Raw genomic sequence first — 13,527 nt, 5'->3', positions numbered from 1 at the left:
ATAAGGGCGGCCACAGTGGGTAAGTGAAACTCCCGAAACAGAAACGATCAGTAACCGGAATTCCTTTCACCGTTACAGGAAAGATCATGATCATCCCGCTTAGGAAGCAGGCGCCGGATGAGCACCAGGCAGCACCCTTGCGCTACGGCATCGTCTGGGGCACCGAAGGCATGTCCATCACCCAGACCCGGCACGCAGCACGCCTCCTGCTCGCCCGGGCGGGTCATCCTCCGAGTCACACCGTCAGCCAGGATGCGCAGATCGTCGTCAGCGAACTGGTCACCAACGCGCTGCGCCACGCCCCGGGGCCCGGTGGGCTCCTACTGGAAGTGACGGAGGAGAACCGTTTGCGGATCACCGTCCGTGACGGCTCACCGGACCGGCCCGTACTGCTCGCACCCGACAGGCACCGCGTCGGCGGACACGGACTGCACCTGGTCGCCCGCCTGTGCACCCGCTTCGACACCCGGCCGACCCGTGACGGCAAGCAGGTCATAGCCGAACTCGCCCTGCCCGACCCCGTCGGCTAGGGCGCATACCGTGCTCCAACTCATCGCCCAGCCGTGGCCCGCGACCGTGCCCGACTCGCGGCCCGCGCCCTCCTCTTAGCTCCCCTCTGGCCGAGTCGGGAGAACCTGGGTTACGGATGCCAGTGCGCCAGCTCGTCCAGTGCGGCCGAGGCTTGAACGAAGCCGTCGTCTCCGAGGAGATCGCGAAGCTCCGCGTTGAACCGGTCGATCTCCGGACCGGCGGCGCGCAGTGCGGCGGCACCCGCGGCCGTCAATTCCAGTACCACCGCCCGGTGCTCCCGGAGGTGGGCACTCCTGGTCACGAGTCCGGCGGTAACGAGCCGTCCGACCAGCGGCGTCACCGCGGACTGGCGCAGGCCCAGAGCTCCGGCGCGCTCCTGCTGGGTCAGGGCCGGCCGGCCGTGCATCGCGAACAGGGCGCCGAGCTGGGCGGTGGTGACTCCCGCGGCGGCCGGACAGCGGCGGTCCGCGGCCGGGTCCCGGCCGTACCCGGGTCGTGTGCCGTTGCGACCTGTCCATGCTGGACTCCGACGGCGGTCAGCCGTTCTGCGCGATCGCCCAGGGCAGCATCGCCGTCGCCGACAACGCCTGGGCGCCCGCACCCTCGTCGCCATAGAGTCCCCTGCAGCGATCGGGGACGAGGCGACCAGCTCAACGGCCGGACGGCGACGCTCATCTTCCACTTCCGCAAGGGCATTACGGTGACGTACCACGTCGCAGCCCATGGGCGGCGGCGGGACCATCGACCTGGTGGCATCTGGTGTCACAATGACGGCGGCAGGTGAAGACACGCGATCCGAGGCCGCTCTCGTGCCTTCGGCGGCGAGTCTGTGCGACCAGGAAAAGGTGACCGTGACCGACAGCATGGCGGGAGTGTCTCCACAGGGCGAGCGGAACGGGTCCGAGGGCCGCAAGGGGCCGGTCACCATCGCCTATATCGCCCAGTCGGCGGGGGTCTCGATCCCGACGGTCTCGAAGGTGCTCAACGGCAGGTCGGGCGTGGCCAGCGACACCCGTGCCCGGGTCGAGGAGCTGATCAACAGGTACGGCTACAAGAAGCCCCCCGGCCGCCGCAACAACACCGTGGAGCTGGTCTTCCGCGAGCTCGAGAGCATGTGGGCGGTGGAGATCATTCGCGGGGTCGAGCGGACCGCCAGCAAGAACGGGGTCGGGGTCATGGTCTCCGAGTTCGGCCTGCACGACACGCCGGCCCGGACCGTGGACGAGATGGTCGACCGGAGGCCTCACTGTGTGCTCTCCGTGGCACAGCTCTCCGACGAGGAGCGTGAGCAGCTGAGGGACCAGGAGATCCCGTTCGTGGTCTTCGATCCCACGGGCGAACTGCCCGACGACGTTCCGTTCGTCGGCGCCACCAACTGGCGCGGCGGGCAGTCGGCCACCCGGCATCTGATCGAGCTCGGCCACCAGCGCATCGCCATGATCGGCGGCCCGGAGGATGTGTCCTGCTTCCAGGCCCGGCGGGCCGGCTACTCCTCCGCCCTGGAGGCGGCGGGCCTCCCCGCGGATCGCGACCTGGTCGTCCACGCCGAGCTCAGCCGGGACGCCGGCTGCCAGGCCGCCCGCGCACTGCTGACTCTCCCCGACCGCCCCACCGCGATCTTCACCGTCAACGACCTCCAGGCCCTGGGCGTCTATCAGGCGGTGCGCGAACTGGGACTCACCATCCCGGACGACCTGAGCGTGGTGGGCTTCGACGATCTGCCGGTCGTCTCCTGGGTGGAGCCGCCCCTCACGACGGTGCACCAGCCGCTCACGGAGATGGCGTCGGTCGCCACGGAGCTGGCGCTGGCCCTCGGCCGGGGTGAGCGGCCTGCCCAGATCGGCGTGGAGATCGCCACCTCGCTGACCGTCCGAGACAGCACGGCTCCACCGCCGAAGAAGCCGAGAAAGCCGAAGCGCGCCTGAGAGACCTCCGAGCGCCGGCCCTCTTGGCTCGGGCGGTCCATCGCGGACGTAACGGGAGGCGAGGCGGAGCTGGTTCAACGGGCGGCACTCCTGGGACAAGGACTGGCGGCACTCCTGGGACAGGGACGGGCGGCTGGTGACCGGTTGCCCCGCAGGACTTGAGCGGTGCGGAGCCGGGGCCCCGCCGCGGCCTCGTTGACGTAGGCCGCGGCGGGTCGGTTCAGGAGGTGGAGCCGGTGACCGTGGTGCCGGTGCGGGTGACGTGGTAGGTGACCTTCGCGCCGCTCCAGAAGTGGAAGGTGAGGGTCGCCCGTTGGCCGTCCTTGAGCGCGGACAGGAGGTCCGACGTCAGGGTGAGGGTGCCGGCCGTGTGGGTTCGGGACGAAGGCCCTGCCGTACTCCTGGTAGGGAGTCCAGTCGGCGCTGCCGGCGTTGCTGCCGTCGGCGTACTTGGCCTCCAGCGTGGCGAGCACGTCTCCGCGGTACCGGGTGGGGATGGTGAGGGAACCGGTGGTGGTGCCGTTCGCGCCGGAGAGCACGGGGACCTCACTGGAGATGATGTCGATCTTCCAGGGCCGCCCCTGCGAGAACCTGGCCTCCACTGTTGCCCTGACGCCGTGGGACCGGTCCCCCGCGAGGCGGGTGAGCGCCCTCGCGGTCAGGGTGAGCCGGTCGCCCGACACGGTGTAGTCGCGGCCCGCGACGAGCTGCGTGCCGTTGTGCCACAGGCCCCGGAAGGTCGTGCCGTTGGGGTGCCGACGACGCGTCGGAGGCGACCGCCCGGCCGTGACCGGTTCCGGTGTCCGAGCCGTGGGGTGCGTTGCGTCTCATCCAACGTGCTGTCCCTTCAGACGTGCGGGTGGGGGGCCGCCGCGGCCCCGCGAACGCGCGCCGCGGCGGTGGACTGAAGGAAGTGACCGGCTGACGGGCGGGTCCGACACCCATGGGAGTCATCAGGAGCCGCACCCGACCGCGGCCTGTGGGGATGGCGCCTGGCCGCCGAGTCGGTCGGTGAACTGGGTCAGCGGGCCGCCTCACCGGAGACGGGCGTGTACTCGAACCAGTCGAAGTGAACCGTCCCGGCGGCGGTGTACAGGCCGATCACGCGTCCGGTGAAACCACCTGCCACTTCGGTGGAGAGGTAGCGGCCGTCCAGTGAGGCCAGCTCCGTTTCGGTGCCGTCGGCGGTCTCGACGCCGAAGACCAGGGAGTCGGGGCCGCTGCGCGAGTCCTGGGGCTCAGGCGCCGGTCCGGTGCGCACGGTCAGCACCAACGGCGCAACGGGGAGGGTGAGTTCAGCGGCGACGCTACGCAGCGAGCCGATCCGGGTGATCACCTGGATACGTCCCTCGGGACCGGCCTCGACACTGTAGTGATGCCGCTCGTCCAGGAAGACGGCCAGGCCGCCGCGGCCTTCGGCGGGGGCGACGAGGGTCCGCGCCCGGAAGGCGAGGTGCTGCTGACGGCGGCCGAGGAGAATCACGTCCGGCTCGTCCAGGGAGCCGCCCCGGGCACGCAGGGTCAGCCAGCCGTCGCGTTCCTTCAGGGTGACCAGCTCGGCTGGGCGGTCGCGCAGCGAGATCCAGGACGGCCGCACGTCGCCCGGCTCGAAGTCGTCATGCTCGTCGGCGGCTCGCGCGGGGGCCACTGGCCAGGGTGGCGCGGGGAGTTCCAGGCCGATGTCGCCGAAGCCGGGGTGCTCGCCCGGATCCTGGCCGACCGGCCCGGCACGACGGGCTTCGTGGTGCAGAACGAGGGTGCGGTCGGCCCTCTGCTCTGCTTGTTGCGGGACTACGGCCGGGGCGTGCCCGAGGACGCCTCGGTGGTGGCGTTGTGCCGGAGGAACTGGCCGAGCGGCAGTCGCCCCGGCTCACCGCGGCGACCGGGTCCGCGCGCGAACTCGGTACGCGGGCAATGGAGTTGGTTCTGGCCCGCGTGAACGGGCGGGCGACGGATCAGATCACCTTGCTCGCGCCGGTGCTCACGTTCCGCGAGAGCTGCGCTCCGCCACCCCGCTGACCCCGGTCTCCCGGTGGTACCTCTCGGTGCTTCATTCCGGGCCGAGCGGCGTCAGCACGAAGGTGAATCGGGCCGGTCCGAGCTCCAGCCGGTGCCGCGGCAGGACGCCGGGGCCCACCGAGGCGCTGCCCAGGCCCTGGACGGCGTGGTCGGTGTGCAGGTGGACCACCGGGCCGGGGATCAGCTCGTGCTGGTGCCGGGCGGCGTCGAGCCCACGGTCGGTCCAGCGTCGCGCGGCCAGGTGGAAGAGGTCCTCGCCCTCGACGCGGCTCCCCCGGCCGGCCCCGTCGCCGATGGCCGCCCAGCGGACGTCCGGACGGTTGCCGTTCTCCTGCGGGCGGACATAGGGCGTCTGCATTGTCGCGGCAGCAGGTGCTGGTGCTGTACCTGGCCAACTCCGCCCTGGACTCGCACGTCGTCGGCTGGTCGCTGTACGACGGCACCGGCCGCACCTCACCCACCACAGGCGACAGCGACGAACCGCCCTACGAGTCGGGGGTGGCGGCGCTGCGGGACGGCTGGCGACTGATGCAGGCAGCCCAGCTGATCCCGCCGTATCCGGGCCACGAGTACGACGTCTCCTTCCTCAAGCACGAGTTCTTCTTCGAGCGGATCGTCGACATGGCCGAAGGGCTTCCGTAGGCCTGCGGGCCCTCGGGGTGAGCGGCTGGCTGGTGGCTCTGCCCCGCCTCACGTCATCACGGCCCTGCGCAAGAGGCTCCCGCCCTCCAGTGCCAGCAACCTCGGAGGCGTTTGCCACCCACGGTGGACAGCGCGTTCATCGGCGGATCGTTGCGATGAGGCGTCGCAGCGCGGCGTGGGCGGGTGGGCCCCAGGTGGCCTTGCCGCCCGGGCGGCCATGAAGGCCGGCCTCTCCGATGAGGATGCCGCTGAGGGCTGTCAGCACCGCCCAGCCGCGGGCGCGGCGCAGGGTCGCGGCGTCCACCACCGGACGAGATGTTGCCGAGCCGCCACAGCTGGTTGTCCCAGCCACGCGCGCCGAGCTTCAGAGGACGACCGGCCAGGTCCGGGTGCTGGTCGAGCAGCAGGTCCCGGACCAGATCCGCGGTGATGTCGATCTCGGTATGGGGCATGCGGAGCCACGGTAGTCGGACGCTGACCCGGGCGTTTGGGACGCCCAGCACTCAGTGCCGCTCACCATCCTCACGTCCTGAACTGGGCACCGCACGGCGGCGCCCATCGGCGCCTGGTTCCCCCTCGGCCGAGCCGCGGGCCGGTCGCCGCCCCTGGGCGACCGGCGCACGGACCCGCGGCTCGTCACCGCCAGATGGACTCCAGATGCCACGCCTGCATGTGGTCGAGGATGGCGGTGCCGCCTTCGGCGAAGACCTCGACGCCGGTGCTGGAGGGGTCGGGGAAGATCTGGTCGGTGATCACCGCTTCGCCATTGCCTCCGAAGACCTCGACGGACGACCAGTCGACGAGGATCCGCAGCGTGACCTTGCCGTTCTTGGGTTTCAGGGGTGCCGTCTGGACGCCGGGGAAGGTGCTGTTGAAGTCCACGGCGCCGGAGCGGGTGCGGTCGACGTACAGCTCCTGGGTCGTGGTGTCGTAGCCGATGACGGTCTCCTCGCCGCCCGCGCCGGTGCGCACCTTCAGGCCCAAGCGGTCGGCGTCCTTGAGGGAGAAGGTCGCCTCGATGTCGAGCGCCTTGCCCTTGGCTGCGCGGCTGATCAGGGGCTTGGAGGTGCTCTTGACGGTGACGCCGGACGCCGTGGCCGGGCGCTTGTTCCGGAGGGACTCCAGGCTGCGCACCGGCTTGCTGGTCAGCCGGATCTGGCCGTTGATCGTGCGCAGTGCCATTTCCCGGGGGATGCTCTGCGCGCTGCGCCAGGGGGAGGTGGGGGTGGATTGGCCGTAGTCCCAGTTGTTCATCCAGCCGATCATGTAGCGCTTGCCGCCCGGTGCGTTCTCCCAGGACACGGCCGCGTAGTAGTCCTTGCCGTAGTCGGCCCAGTCGGCGCGCTGTACGGCGGAGAGGGCGGGCTTGTCGGCGGCGGTGAACTGGTCGGCCATGACGTGGCCCCAGCCGGCGGTGTTCATGTCTACGACCTGGATCTGCGCCCTCTTGCCGGCGTACGGGCGCAGGTCGAAGGACGCCCAGTCCAGGGTCTCGCTGTCGGCGCCGGTCGCGCTGCGGACGACCTTGCCGTCGACGACCAGGTTGACGGACGTCTCCTGGGAGACGGGCTGCGCCTCGGCGTCGGACAGCATGATGTGGTCGACGTTGATGTGGCCCCAGCCGCCGGTGTTGTCGTCGACGATCCTGATCCGCGCCTTCTGGCCGACGAGGTCCTCGACGTCCCAGGAGGCCCAGTTGAGAGCCTCGGCGTCCTTTCCGGTGGCGCCGCGGACGACCTGGCCGTCCACGAGGAGCTCGACGGCGGTCGGGTGGTCGGAGCCGGCCGGGTGGTTGCCTCCACCGATGAGGAAGTTGATGTACTTCCTGTCGATGGTGAACTCGGGCGAGGTAAGGGTGCCGGTGGTGGAGTCGCCGTTCAGGAAGGTGTTGGCCAGCCCGTCTCCCAGGAAGCCGGAGACTTGCCCCTGGTCGGGGAGGGTGCCGTTGGCCGGTGCGCTGCCGAAGGCGTCTCCGGTCGCCGTCCAGTCGCCGTAGGTTCCGCCTTCGAAGTCGGCGAGGACCGTGCCCTCGGGCGGAGTCCTGTCCATGACGGTTCCGGCCTCGTGTGGATGCCGTCCGCCGCCGACCTTGAAGTTCAAGTAGGGGCTGTCGACGGTGAACTCGGGCGAGCTGAGGGTGCCGGTGGTCCCGTCACCGCCGTGGAAGCTGTTGGCGAGACCCCTGCCGTCGAAGCCCTCGACGGCCCCCTGCCAGTCCACCGCCCCGGTTGCCGGTCCCTGGCCGAACGCGGTTCCGGTCGTCGTCCACGAACCGAAGTCGGTGCCCTCGAAGTCCTGCACCACCGTGCCGGTGGGCGGGGTGTAGGTGCCCTTGTCCTCGGCGGTGAACTTCTCGCCGTCGAAGTCGCCGATGAAGTACTGCGAGCCCGAACCGCCCGCGATGCCACCGGGGTTGATGTTGACGACCAGGACCCACTTGATGTCGTTCTCGTCCCCGTCGACCGCGAGGGGGAACAGGTCGGGGCACTCCCACACGCCGCCCGTCGCGCCGGCCGGCCCGAACTCGCTGAGCAGGTCCCAGTCCTTGAGGTTCTTCGACGAGTAGAACCGCACCTTGTGCTCGGCGGACAGCGACACCGTCATCAGCCAGCTCTTGGTCGGCTCGTGCCACTGGACCTTGGGGTCGCGGAAGTTGTCGGAGCCGATGTCGAGGACGGGATTGCCCTGGTACTTGGTCCAGGTGCGGCCGCGGTCGGTGCTGTAGGCGAGTGACTGGGCCTGCTTGCCGCCGTTCTTGTAGGCGCTGGTGTAGATCGCCACCATGGGCGGGTTCTTCCTGGTGCCGAAGCCGGTGGTGTTGTTCCAGTCGACGACCGCGCCGCCGGAGAACACCATCTCCTCGTCGTCGTGCGACAGAGCGAGCGGCAACTCCTCCCAGTGCACGAAGTCCTTGCTCACCGCGTGCCCCCAGGACATGTCGCCCCAGGTGTTGCCGTTGGGGTTGTACTGGTAGAAGAGGTGGTACTCGCCCTTGTAATAGACGAGCCCGTTGGGGTCGTTCATCCAGTTCTTCTCCGGAGTGAAGTGGAACTGGGGTCTGTAGGTCTCGGTGTACGGCGGGGTGTCCGCAGCGACGGCCTGAGGGGCGAGCGGAGCTGCGGACAGGGCGCAGACGGTCGCCACCGCCGCCATCAGCCGTATCCGGGCATGCCGGGATACGCGTGCAGAGCTCATGGTGTCTCCTAGTCCCGCGGCCGTCCACGCAGCGGTGACTGCGGCTTCTGCGCGACGGACCGAAAAGTGCACCCCAGGCCGATACCGGCTTCCGTGCCGTCGGCCGAGGGTGTCATCGTTGACTTGTGTCATCGATGACAGCGAGTGCCCGATTATGAAGCCCAATCCGGCCTCCGCGTCAACGGTCCGGGCGCGATTGCTCCGGCATGACCGGCAGGTCATCGGCTGTCGTCGGTGGTCGCGAACCGCGCCGACCCGTTGGCATTGGCGGCCTCGGGTTCGGTGACCGCCCAGGTCAGAGGGGTGGGGTGGGGGCCGCCCGGCAAGCTTCGGCCTCATCGTCGACGCCGAGACGGGCCGGTGAACGAGTTGTTTCCGGCCTGTTGACCGGTCGGGCCTTTCGGTGCTTCACTGCCGGAACCGCTACCGAAACCGGTTCCGGGACCGATTCCGGTACCGGTTCCACGGGGCTCTGTACGATCGGCCCTTCGGTGCGGGAGGGAAGTCTTCCGCCTCTGCAGGAAGGGAGGGGAGGTGACATGGGAGTCACTATCGCCGACGTGGCCACGCGGGCCGGGGTCAGCAAGACGACGGTCTCGCGGGTGCTGAACGGCAAGGGCGAGATCAACGAGAACACCGTCTTGAAGGTCCGCAAGGCGATATCGGAACTCGGTTATGTGCCGAGCGCCGGGGCAGTGGGGCTCGCACGCGGCACGACACAGATGATCGGCATGCTGGTACCTGACCTGGCCTGGGCCTGGGCCGGCATAGTGCAGGCGGTCGTCGAAACGCTGGAGGCCGAGGGCTTCGGGCTGCGGATGCTGACCTGGAACCGCGGTGAGGAGTCACTGCGCAGGCTGGGCCTGCAGGTCGCTGCCAAGTCGTTCGACGGGCTGCTGGTGATAGAGCCCGAAGGGGCCCTGGGATCCATCACGGAACTGCACGAGGCCGGACTGCCGGTGGTGCTGATCGACGACCGCTTCCAGCGGCCGGGATTCCCCTACGTGGCCACCACCAACCGGGAGGGCGGTGTGCAGGCGGCGCGCCACCTGCTGGACATCGGCCGCCGTCGCCCTCTGGTGGTGACCGGCCCTGATGAGTACGGGTGCACGCAGGAACGGCTGGGCGGCTTCGTCGACGCGTATGCGCAGGCCGGGATCGAATTGGACCCACGCAGAATCATCTGCGGCGACTTCCTGTTCGACGACGGCCGGAGCGCGGTGGCGCAAGCTCTCGCGGACGGCGTGGAGTTCGACGCGGTCTTCGGGCACAACGACCCCTTGGCAGCCGGCGTGATCGCGGCCCTGCACGAGGCCGGCCTCAAGATTCCGCGGGATGTCGCCGTGGTGGGGTTCGACGACGTCGAGGTGGCGTCGTACACCTATCCGGCGCTGACCACCATCCGCCAGCCGATGCGGGAAATGGGTGAGGCGGCGGCTCGCCTGCTGCTCGACCACGTGCGCAGATCGCCGGAGGCCGCTCCCTCGCGCATCGTTCCCACCAGCCTCGTGATCCGTGGCTCGACGTTAGAGCCGAGTTCGAACTGACGCGGCGTCATCGCGATGCGTAAGTGATGGCGCCTCGCGGCCGGGCGGTGCGTTGCCGGTGACGCACCGCCCCCGTCTCCTTGAAACCTCTCTCCTTGAAACCTGGGCGACCCTCTTCGGCGCCTTCCTCACCACATCCGGCGGCCGCGCCTGCGTTCACGCGGCACCGCCCACCTGCACTTTCCGCCGGCCGTTTCCCGATCCGGGACACCGAAGGGGCGCCTGGCACATCCCGCCCGGCCACTCCCCACTCCGCGTCGGACGCTCCCACCGCGACCCGCGAGGAACCACCGCCGCTGTCACCACAGACGCTGCCCACTCGTGAGCCGGCCCATCCGGGCGCCCACCCCTTCCTACCCTTCGCCGCCCCCCGCGCCTGTCTCGCTCAATGGCAAGGAGCCGCATCATGCGTATCACTACCCGTCACGCTGTCAGAACCGTCCAGACCCTGTGCGTCACCGTCACGGCAGCCCTCGTGGCCACCGGCTGCGGCCGGAGCGAGGACGCCGGCCCCGGCAACGATGCCCCCGCCGAGATCGGCGCGGGCAAGGCCAAGGGGACGGTGGTCATGTGGTCCATGGGCGACCCCGACGACGACCTGAAGGAACTGGCCAAGAAGTTCGAGCAGGAGAATCCGGACGCAGACGTCAAGATCACCGCGGTCCCGTGGGACGGCGCCCACGACAAGCTGACCACCGCGATAGCCGGCGGCAACACACCGGACATGTCCATGGTGGGCAGCACCTGGATGGCCGAGATGGCCGCCTTGAACGGCTTCCAGGCCACACCGACGTCGATCAAGCCCTCGGACTTCTACCCCGGCCAGTGGGACACCACCAAGTACAAGGGCATCTCCTACGGCGTCCCGTTCATCGCCGACACCCAAGCGGTCTTCTACCGGACCGACATCACCAAGAAGGCCGGTATCAAGGGCGCCCTGGCCAGCGACCGGGCCGGGTACCTGAAGGACCTCAAGGCCATCCAGGCCACCACCGGCAAGGAGAACCCCAAGCTGCGCCATGCCAGCGGGCTGGTGATGGGCTTCAACTCCTGGATCTTCTGGGTGCCGATGGTCTGGCAGCAGGGCGGTGACATCTACGACGCCAAGACCGGGAAGTTCACCTTCGACTCGCCCGAGGTCGCCAAGGCGCTGCAGGACTACGCGAGCGTTCCCAAGCAGGGCCTGGCGCCGACCGACAGGTCGGACAACGTGCAGGGCTTCCGCGACGGGCTGATCGCCGTCTACCAGGAGGGTGCGTGGGCCGGCGGCAGCCTCCACAAGGACGCCCCGGAGCTGGACGGCAAGTGGAAGACCATGCCGATGCCGTACACCAAGCAACCCGCCGGGTTCGCCGGCGGCAGCGACCTGGCGGTGTTCAAGGAGGCCAAGAACCCCGACGCGGCATGGAAGTTCGCCCAGTTCCTGACCGAGCCCGCCAACCTCGCGACCTATTCCAAGGCCACCGGCAGCCTGCCTCCTTCGCCCCAGGCGTGGACCGAGGGGAAGCTGACCGAGGACGAGACCTTGAAGGCGTTCGCCGAGCAGCTCGAGGTCAGCAAGGCGCCGCCCGCCATCACGACCTGGCAGCAGATCGCCGACACCATCGACTCCGAACTGGAGAAGCTCACCCTCGGCAAGGCCACCGTCGCCGAGGTGCAGAAGACGCTGCAGTCCAAGGCCACCAGCATCGGCACCGGCCGCTGAGCGCCGCCGCGTGCGTACCCCTCGTACGGACAACCCTCGTACGGACGGATGACATCCATGTCCACGAAAACGCTCCCCGAGCGGGGCGACACTCACGAGCAGGGCACCGCAGGGTCGGAACGGAGTGCCGATCGCCGGCACTCCGGGCTCCGGAGCACGGCGCGCGGCAGGCAGGCCCGGGCCGCCTGGGTCCTCGCCGCCCCGTTCCTCGCGCTGTTCCTGGCCTTCATGCTGCTGCCGGTGGTGTGGTCGCTGCTGATGGGCCTGACCGACACCAAGAGCGCGGACCTGCGCACACCGCTGAGCGTGTCGTTCGTCGGCTTCGACAACTACGTACGCCTCTTTGAGGACCCGCAGTTCTTCACGGCTCTGCGCAATACGGCCGTGTTCGTCCTGGTGGCCCTGCCCCTGACCCTGGCCGCCGGGCTCGCGGCGGCGGTTGCCCTCGACCGGGGCATCCGCCGCTTCCGGGCCGTCTTCCGGGTCGGCTTCTACCTGCCGGTGATCACCAGCATCGTGGCCGTCGCCGTGGTGTGGAAGACGCTCCTGGAACCGCGCGCGGGACTGGCGAACCTCGTCCTGGGCTGGTTCGGGATCGACGGTCCGGCCTGGCTGGCGGACACCCGCTTCGCCCTGCCCGTCATGATCGTGATGGCGGTGTGGCGCAACCTCGGCACGGTCATGATCATCATGCTGGCTGGTCTGCAGTCCGTGCCCCAATCCCTGATGGAGGCGGCCGAACTCGACGGCGCCGGGCCGTGGCAGCGGTTCTGGCGGGTCACCTTCCCGCTCCTGCGGCCGGCCCTGCTGCTGACCGCCGTGACCACCGGCATCGGCTATCTGCAGTTCTTCGACGAGCCGTTCGTGATGACCGATGGCGGACCGCTGGACTCCACCCTGTCGGCGACGTTGTACGCCTACAAACAGTTCGGCAACGGCAACTACGAGATGGCGTCGGCCGCCGGCTACGTCATCTTCGTCCTCATCGTCGCGCTGACCGTGCTGCAGTTCCGCGTGCTGCGAGACAAGGACTGATGCCTCATGAGCACCCTCTCCACTCTCCGAACGCCACAACCGGGCACGGACCGCGCCCTGAGGCGCCGCCGCATCCGGCAGAACTGGGGCCGGCCCTGGCTGTACCTACCGCTCGCCGGCGCCCTGCTGCTGATGATCGCGCCGTTCCTGTGGATGCTGTCCGGGTCGTTCAAGCCCGAGGCCGACATCCGCAGGGTCCCGCCCGTCTTGATCCCCACGGCGCCCACGACCGCCAACTACGGTGAGCTGTTCAGCACGCTCGACTTCACGAGCATGTTCGCCAACTCCGTGATCGTGGCCCTCGCCGTGACCGCGGGCAACCTGATCTTCTGCTCGATGCTCGGATACGCCCTGGCCAAGCTGGAGTTCCGCGGACAGCGCGCCGTCTTCCTGCTGGTCATGGGGACCCTCATGATCCCCGGCCTGGTCACCTTCGTCCCGCTGTACGTGCTGGTGGCCAACATGCAGCTGACAGGCTCCCTGCTCGGGCTGATCCTGCCGTTCCTGGCCACGCCCTTCGGGGTGTTCCTGATGCGGCAGTTCATCTCCACCCTGCCCGACGAACTGATCGACGCCGCCCGCGTCGACGGCTGCCGCGAACTGGCCATCTTCGCGAAGATCATCCTTCCGCTGACCAAGCCGGCCCTCGCCACCCTCGGGATCATCACCTTCCTCGGCTCCTGGAACAACTTCCTGTGGCCCCTGGTCGTCGCCCAGAACGAGAGCCAGTACACCCTCCCCGTCGGCCTCGCCCTGGCCAGCAGCGGACAGTCCTTCACCCGCTTCGGCATCCTGCTCGCCGGCGCCATGGTCGTCCTGCTGCCGGTGATGATCGTCTTCCTGCTCTTCCAGCGACAGTTCGTGGCCGGCATCGCCACCACCGGCCTGAAGTGACACCCCGGCTCCCGCCCCGCCGCCCCATGCCGTA

General features: G+C 69.3%; 12 protein-coding genes and 3 pseudogenes. 8 read left to right on the top strand and 7 right to left on the bottom strand.

Features of this window, described 5'->3' with window-relative positions:
- The first annotated feature begins 86 nt into the window (after positions 1-86).
- On the top strand, positions 87-530 hold the full coding sequence (locus tag G3I77_RS27575; protein ID WP_248508006.1) for an ATP-binding protein: 444 nt from the start codon (positions 87-89) through the stop codon (positions 528-530).
- Between the two features lie 110 nt (positions 531-640).
- Here G3I77_RS27575 and G3I77_RS27570 read toward each other — a convergent pair.
- Positions 641-961, bottom strand: a pseudogene (locus G3I77_RS27570) (MarR family winged helix-turn-helix transcriptional regulator); the annotation flags it as partial.
- Positions 962-1,394: 433 nt separating this feature from the next.
- Here G3I77_RS27570 and G3I77_RS27565 point away from each other — a divergent pair.
- A complete protein-coding gene (locus tag G3I77_RS27565) occupies positions 1,395-2,456 on the top strand; it encodes a LacI family DNA-binding transcriptional regulator (protein WP_248508133.1) in 1,062 nt (353 codons plus the stop codon).
- Positions 2,457-2,676: 220 nt separating this feature from the next.
- On the opposite strand, the gene G3I77_RS40935 is transcribed toward G3I77_RS27565, so the two are convergent.
- The 3 genes and pseudogenes from G3I77_RS40935 to G3I77_RS27555 form a co-directional block, all read right to left on the bottom strand.
- Positions 2,677-3,006: a hypothetical protein gene (locus tag G3I77_RS40935; RefSeq protein ID WP_308311423.1), complete on the bottom strand. Its 330-nt coding sequence runs from the start codon at positions 3,004-3,006 to the stop codon at positions 2,677-2,679.
- Positions 2,891-3,184, bottom strand: a pseudogene (locus tag G3I77_RS40930) (X2-like carbohydrate binding domain-containing protein); the annotation flags it as partial. The gene G3I77_RS40935 and the pseudogene G3I77_RS40930, both read right to left, overlap by 116 nt.
- A gap of 293 nt (positions 3,185-3,477) precedes the next feature.
- Complete coding sequence (locus tag G3I77_RS27555; protein ID WP_248508004.1) at positions 3,478-4,104, bottom strand: hypothetical protein; 627 nt, start codon at positions 4,102-4,104, stop codon at positions 3,478-3,480.
- A gap of 185 nt (positions 4,105-4,289) precedes the next feature.
- Here G3I77_RS27555 and G3I77_RS27550 point away from each other — a divergent pair, with 185 nt between their 5' ends.
- Entirely contained in the window at positions 4,290-4,475 is a 186-nt protein-coding gene (locus G3I77_RS27550; RefSeq protein ID WP_248508003.1) for a substrate-binding domain-containing protein, read from the top strand.
- A 31-nt stretch (positions 4,476-4,506) separates the two neighbouring features.
- Here G3I77_RS27550 and G3I77_RS27545 read toward each other — a convergent pair whose 3' ends face one another.
- Positions 4,507-4,833 carry a beta-galactosidase small subunit gene (locus tag G3I77_RS27545; protein WP_248508002.1) on the bottom strand — a complete coding sequence of 109 codons (327 nt, stop codon included), beginning with the start codon at positions 4,831-4,833 and terminating at the stop codon, positions 4,507-4,509.
- On the opposite strand from G3I77_RS27545, the gene G3I77_RS27540 reads away from it, so the two are divergent.
- Entirely contained in the window at positions 4,833-5,117 is a 285-nt protein-coding gene (locus G3I77_RS27540; RefSeq protein ID WP_248508001.1) for a hypothetical protein, read from the top strand. The genes G3I77_RS27545 and G3I77_RS27540 overlap by 1 nt on opposite strands.
- 136 nt (positions 5,118-5,253) lie before the next feature.
- On the opposite strand, the pseudogene G3I77_RS27535 reads toward G3I77_RS27540, so the two are convergent.
- Both G3I77_RS27535 and G3I77_RS27525 read right to left on the bottom strand, forming a co-directional pair.
- Positions 5,254-5,430: pseudogene (locus G3I77_RS27535) on the bottom strand (aminoglycoside phosphotransferase); the annotation flags it as partial.
- A gap of 323 nt (positions 5,431-5,753) precedes the next feature.
- Positions 5,754-8,312 (bottom strand): GH32 C-terminal domain-containing protein, encoded by a 2,559-nt coding sequence (locus G3I77_RS27525; RefSeq protein ID WP_282574029.1) that lies wholly within the window; start codon positions 8,310-8,312, stop codon positions 5,754-5,756.
- Between the two features lie 539 nt (positions 8,313-8,851).
- Here G3I77_RS27525 and G3I77_RS27520 point away from each other — a divergent pair.
- The 4 genes from G3I77_RS27520 to G3I77_RS27505 all read left to right on the top strand — a co-directional run bounded on the left by G3I77_RS27520 (position 8,852) and on the right by G3I77_RS27505 (position 13,493).
- Positions 8,852-9,859, top strand: a complete 1,008-nt coding sequence (locus G3I77_RS27520) for a LacI family DNA-binding transcriptional regulator (protein WP_248508131.1) — start codon at positions 8,852-8,854, stop codon at positions 9,857-9,859.
- Between the two features lie 406 nt (positions 9,860-10,265).
- Positions 10,266-11,564, top strand: coding sequence for an extracellular solute-binding protein (locus tag G3I77_RS27515; RefSeq protein ID WP_248508000.1), 1,299 nt, complete (start codon positions 10,266-10,268; stop codon positions 11,562-11,564).
- Between the two features lie 48 nt (positions 11,565-11,612).
- The gene (locus tag G3I77_RS27510) at positions 11,613-12,599 is read left to right on the top strand and encodes a carbohydrate ABC transporter permease (protein WP_189722532.1); all 987 of its coding nucleotides are present in this window, start codon (positions 11,613-11,615) and stop codon (positions 12,597-12,599) included.
- 6 nt (positions 12,600-12,605) lie between these two features.
- Positions 12,606-13,493 carry a carbohydrate ABC transporter permease gene (locus tag G3I77_RS27505; protein ID WP_248507999.1) on the top strand — a complete coding sequence of 296 codons (888 nt, stop codon included), beginning with the start codon at positions 12,606-12,608 and terminating at the stop codon, positions 13,491-13,493.
- Positions 13,494-13,527 lie beyond the last annotated feature (34 nt).

Origin of the sequence: Streptomyces sp. D2-8 (assembly GCF_023184515.1) — a bacterium.
Classification (GTDB): domain Bacteria; phylum Actinomycetota; class Actinomycetes; order Streptomycetales; family Streptomycetaceae; genus Streptomyces.
Note: the sequence above shows the minus strand (reverse complement) of the source record. Positions and strands in the feature narration are given on the sequence as shown.

What these genes read in the sequence shown, in the direction of transcription:
- G3I77_RS27575 (WP_248508006.1), top strand. Translation starts at nt 87, where the DNA reads ATGATCATCCCGCTTAGGAAGCAGGCGCCGGATGAGCACCAGGCAGCA.
- G3I77_RS27565 (WP_248508133.1), top strand. Translation starts at nt 1,395, where the DNA reads ATGGCGGGAGTGTCTCCACAGGGCGAGCGGAACGGGTCCGAGGGCCGC.
- G3I77_RS27545 (WP_248508002.1), bottom strand. Translation starts at nt 4,833, where the DNA reads ATGCAGACGCCCTATGTCCGCCCGCAGGAGAACGGCAACCGTCCGGAC.
- G3I77_RS27525 (WP_282574029.1), bottom strand. Translation starts at nt 8,312, where the DNA reads ATGAGCTCTGCACGCGTATCCCGGCATGCCCGGATACGGCTGATGGCG.
- G3I77_RS27520 (WP_248508131.1), top strand. Translation starts at nt 8,852, where the DNA reads ATGGGAGTCACTATCGCCGACGTGGCCACGCGGGCCGGGGTCAGCAAG.
- G3I77_RS27515 (WP_248508000.1), top strand. Translation starts at nt 10,266, where the DNA reads ATGCGTATCACTACCCGTCACGCTGTCAGAACCGTCCAGACCCTGTGC.
- G3I77_RS27510 (WP_189722532.1), top strand. Translation starts at nt 11,613, where the DNA reads ATGACATCCATGTCCACGAAAACGCTCCCCGAGCGGGGCGACACTCAC.
- G3I77_RS27505 (WP_248507999.1), top strand. Translation starts at nt 12,606, where the DNA reads ATGAGCACCCTCTCCACTCTCCGAACGCCACAACCGGGCACGGACCGC.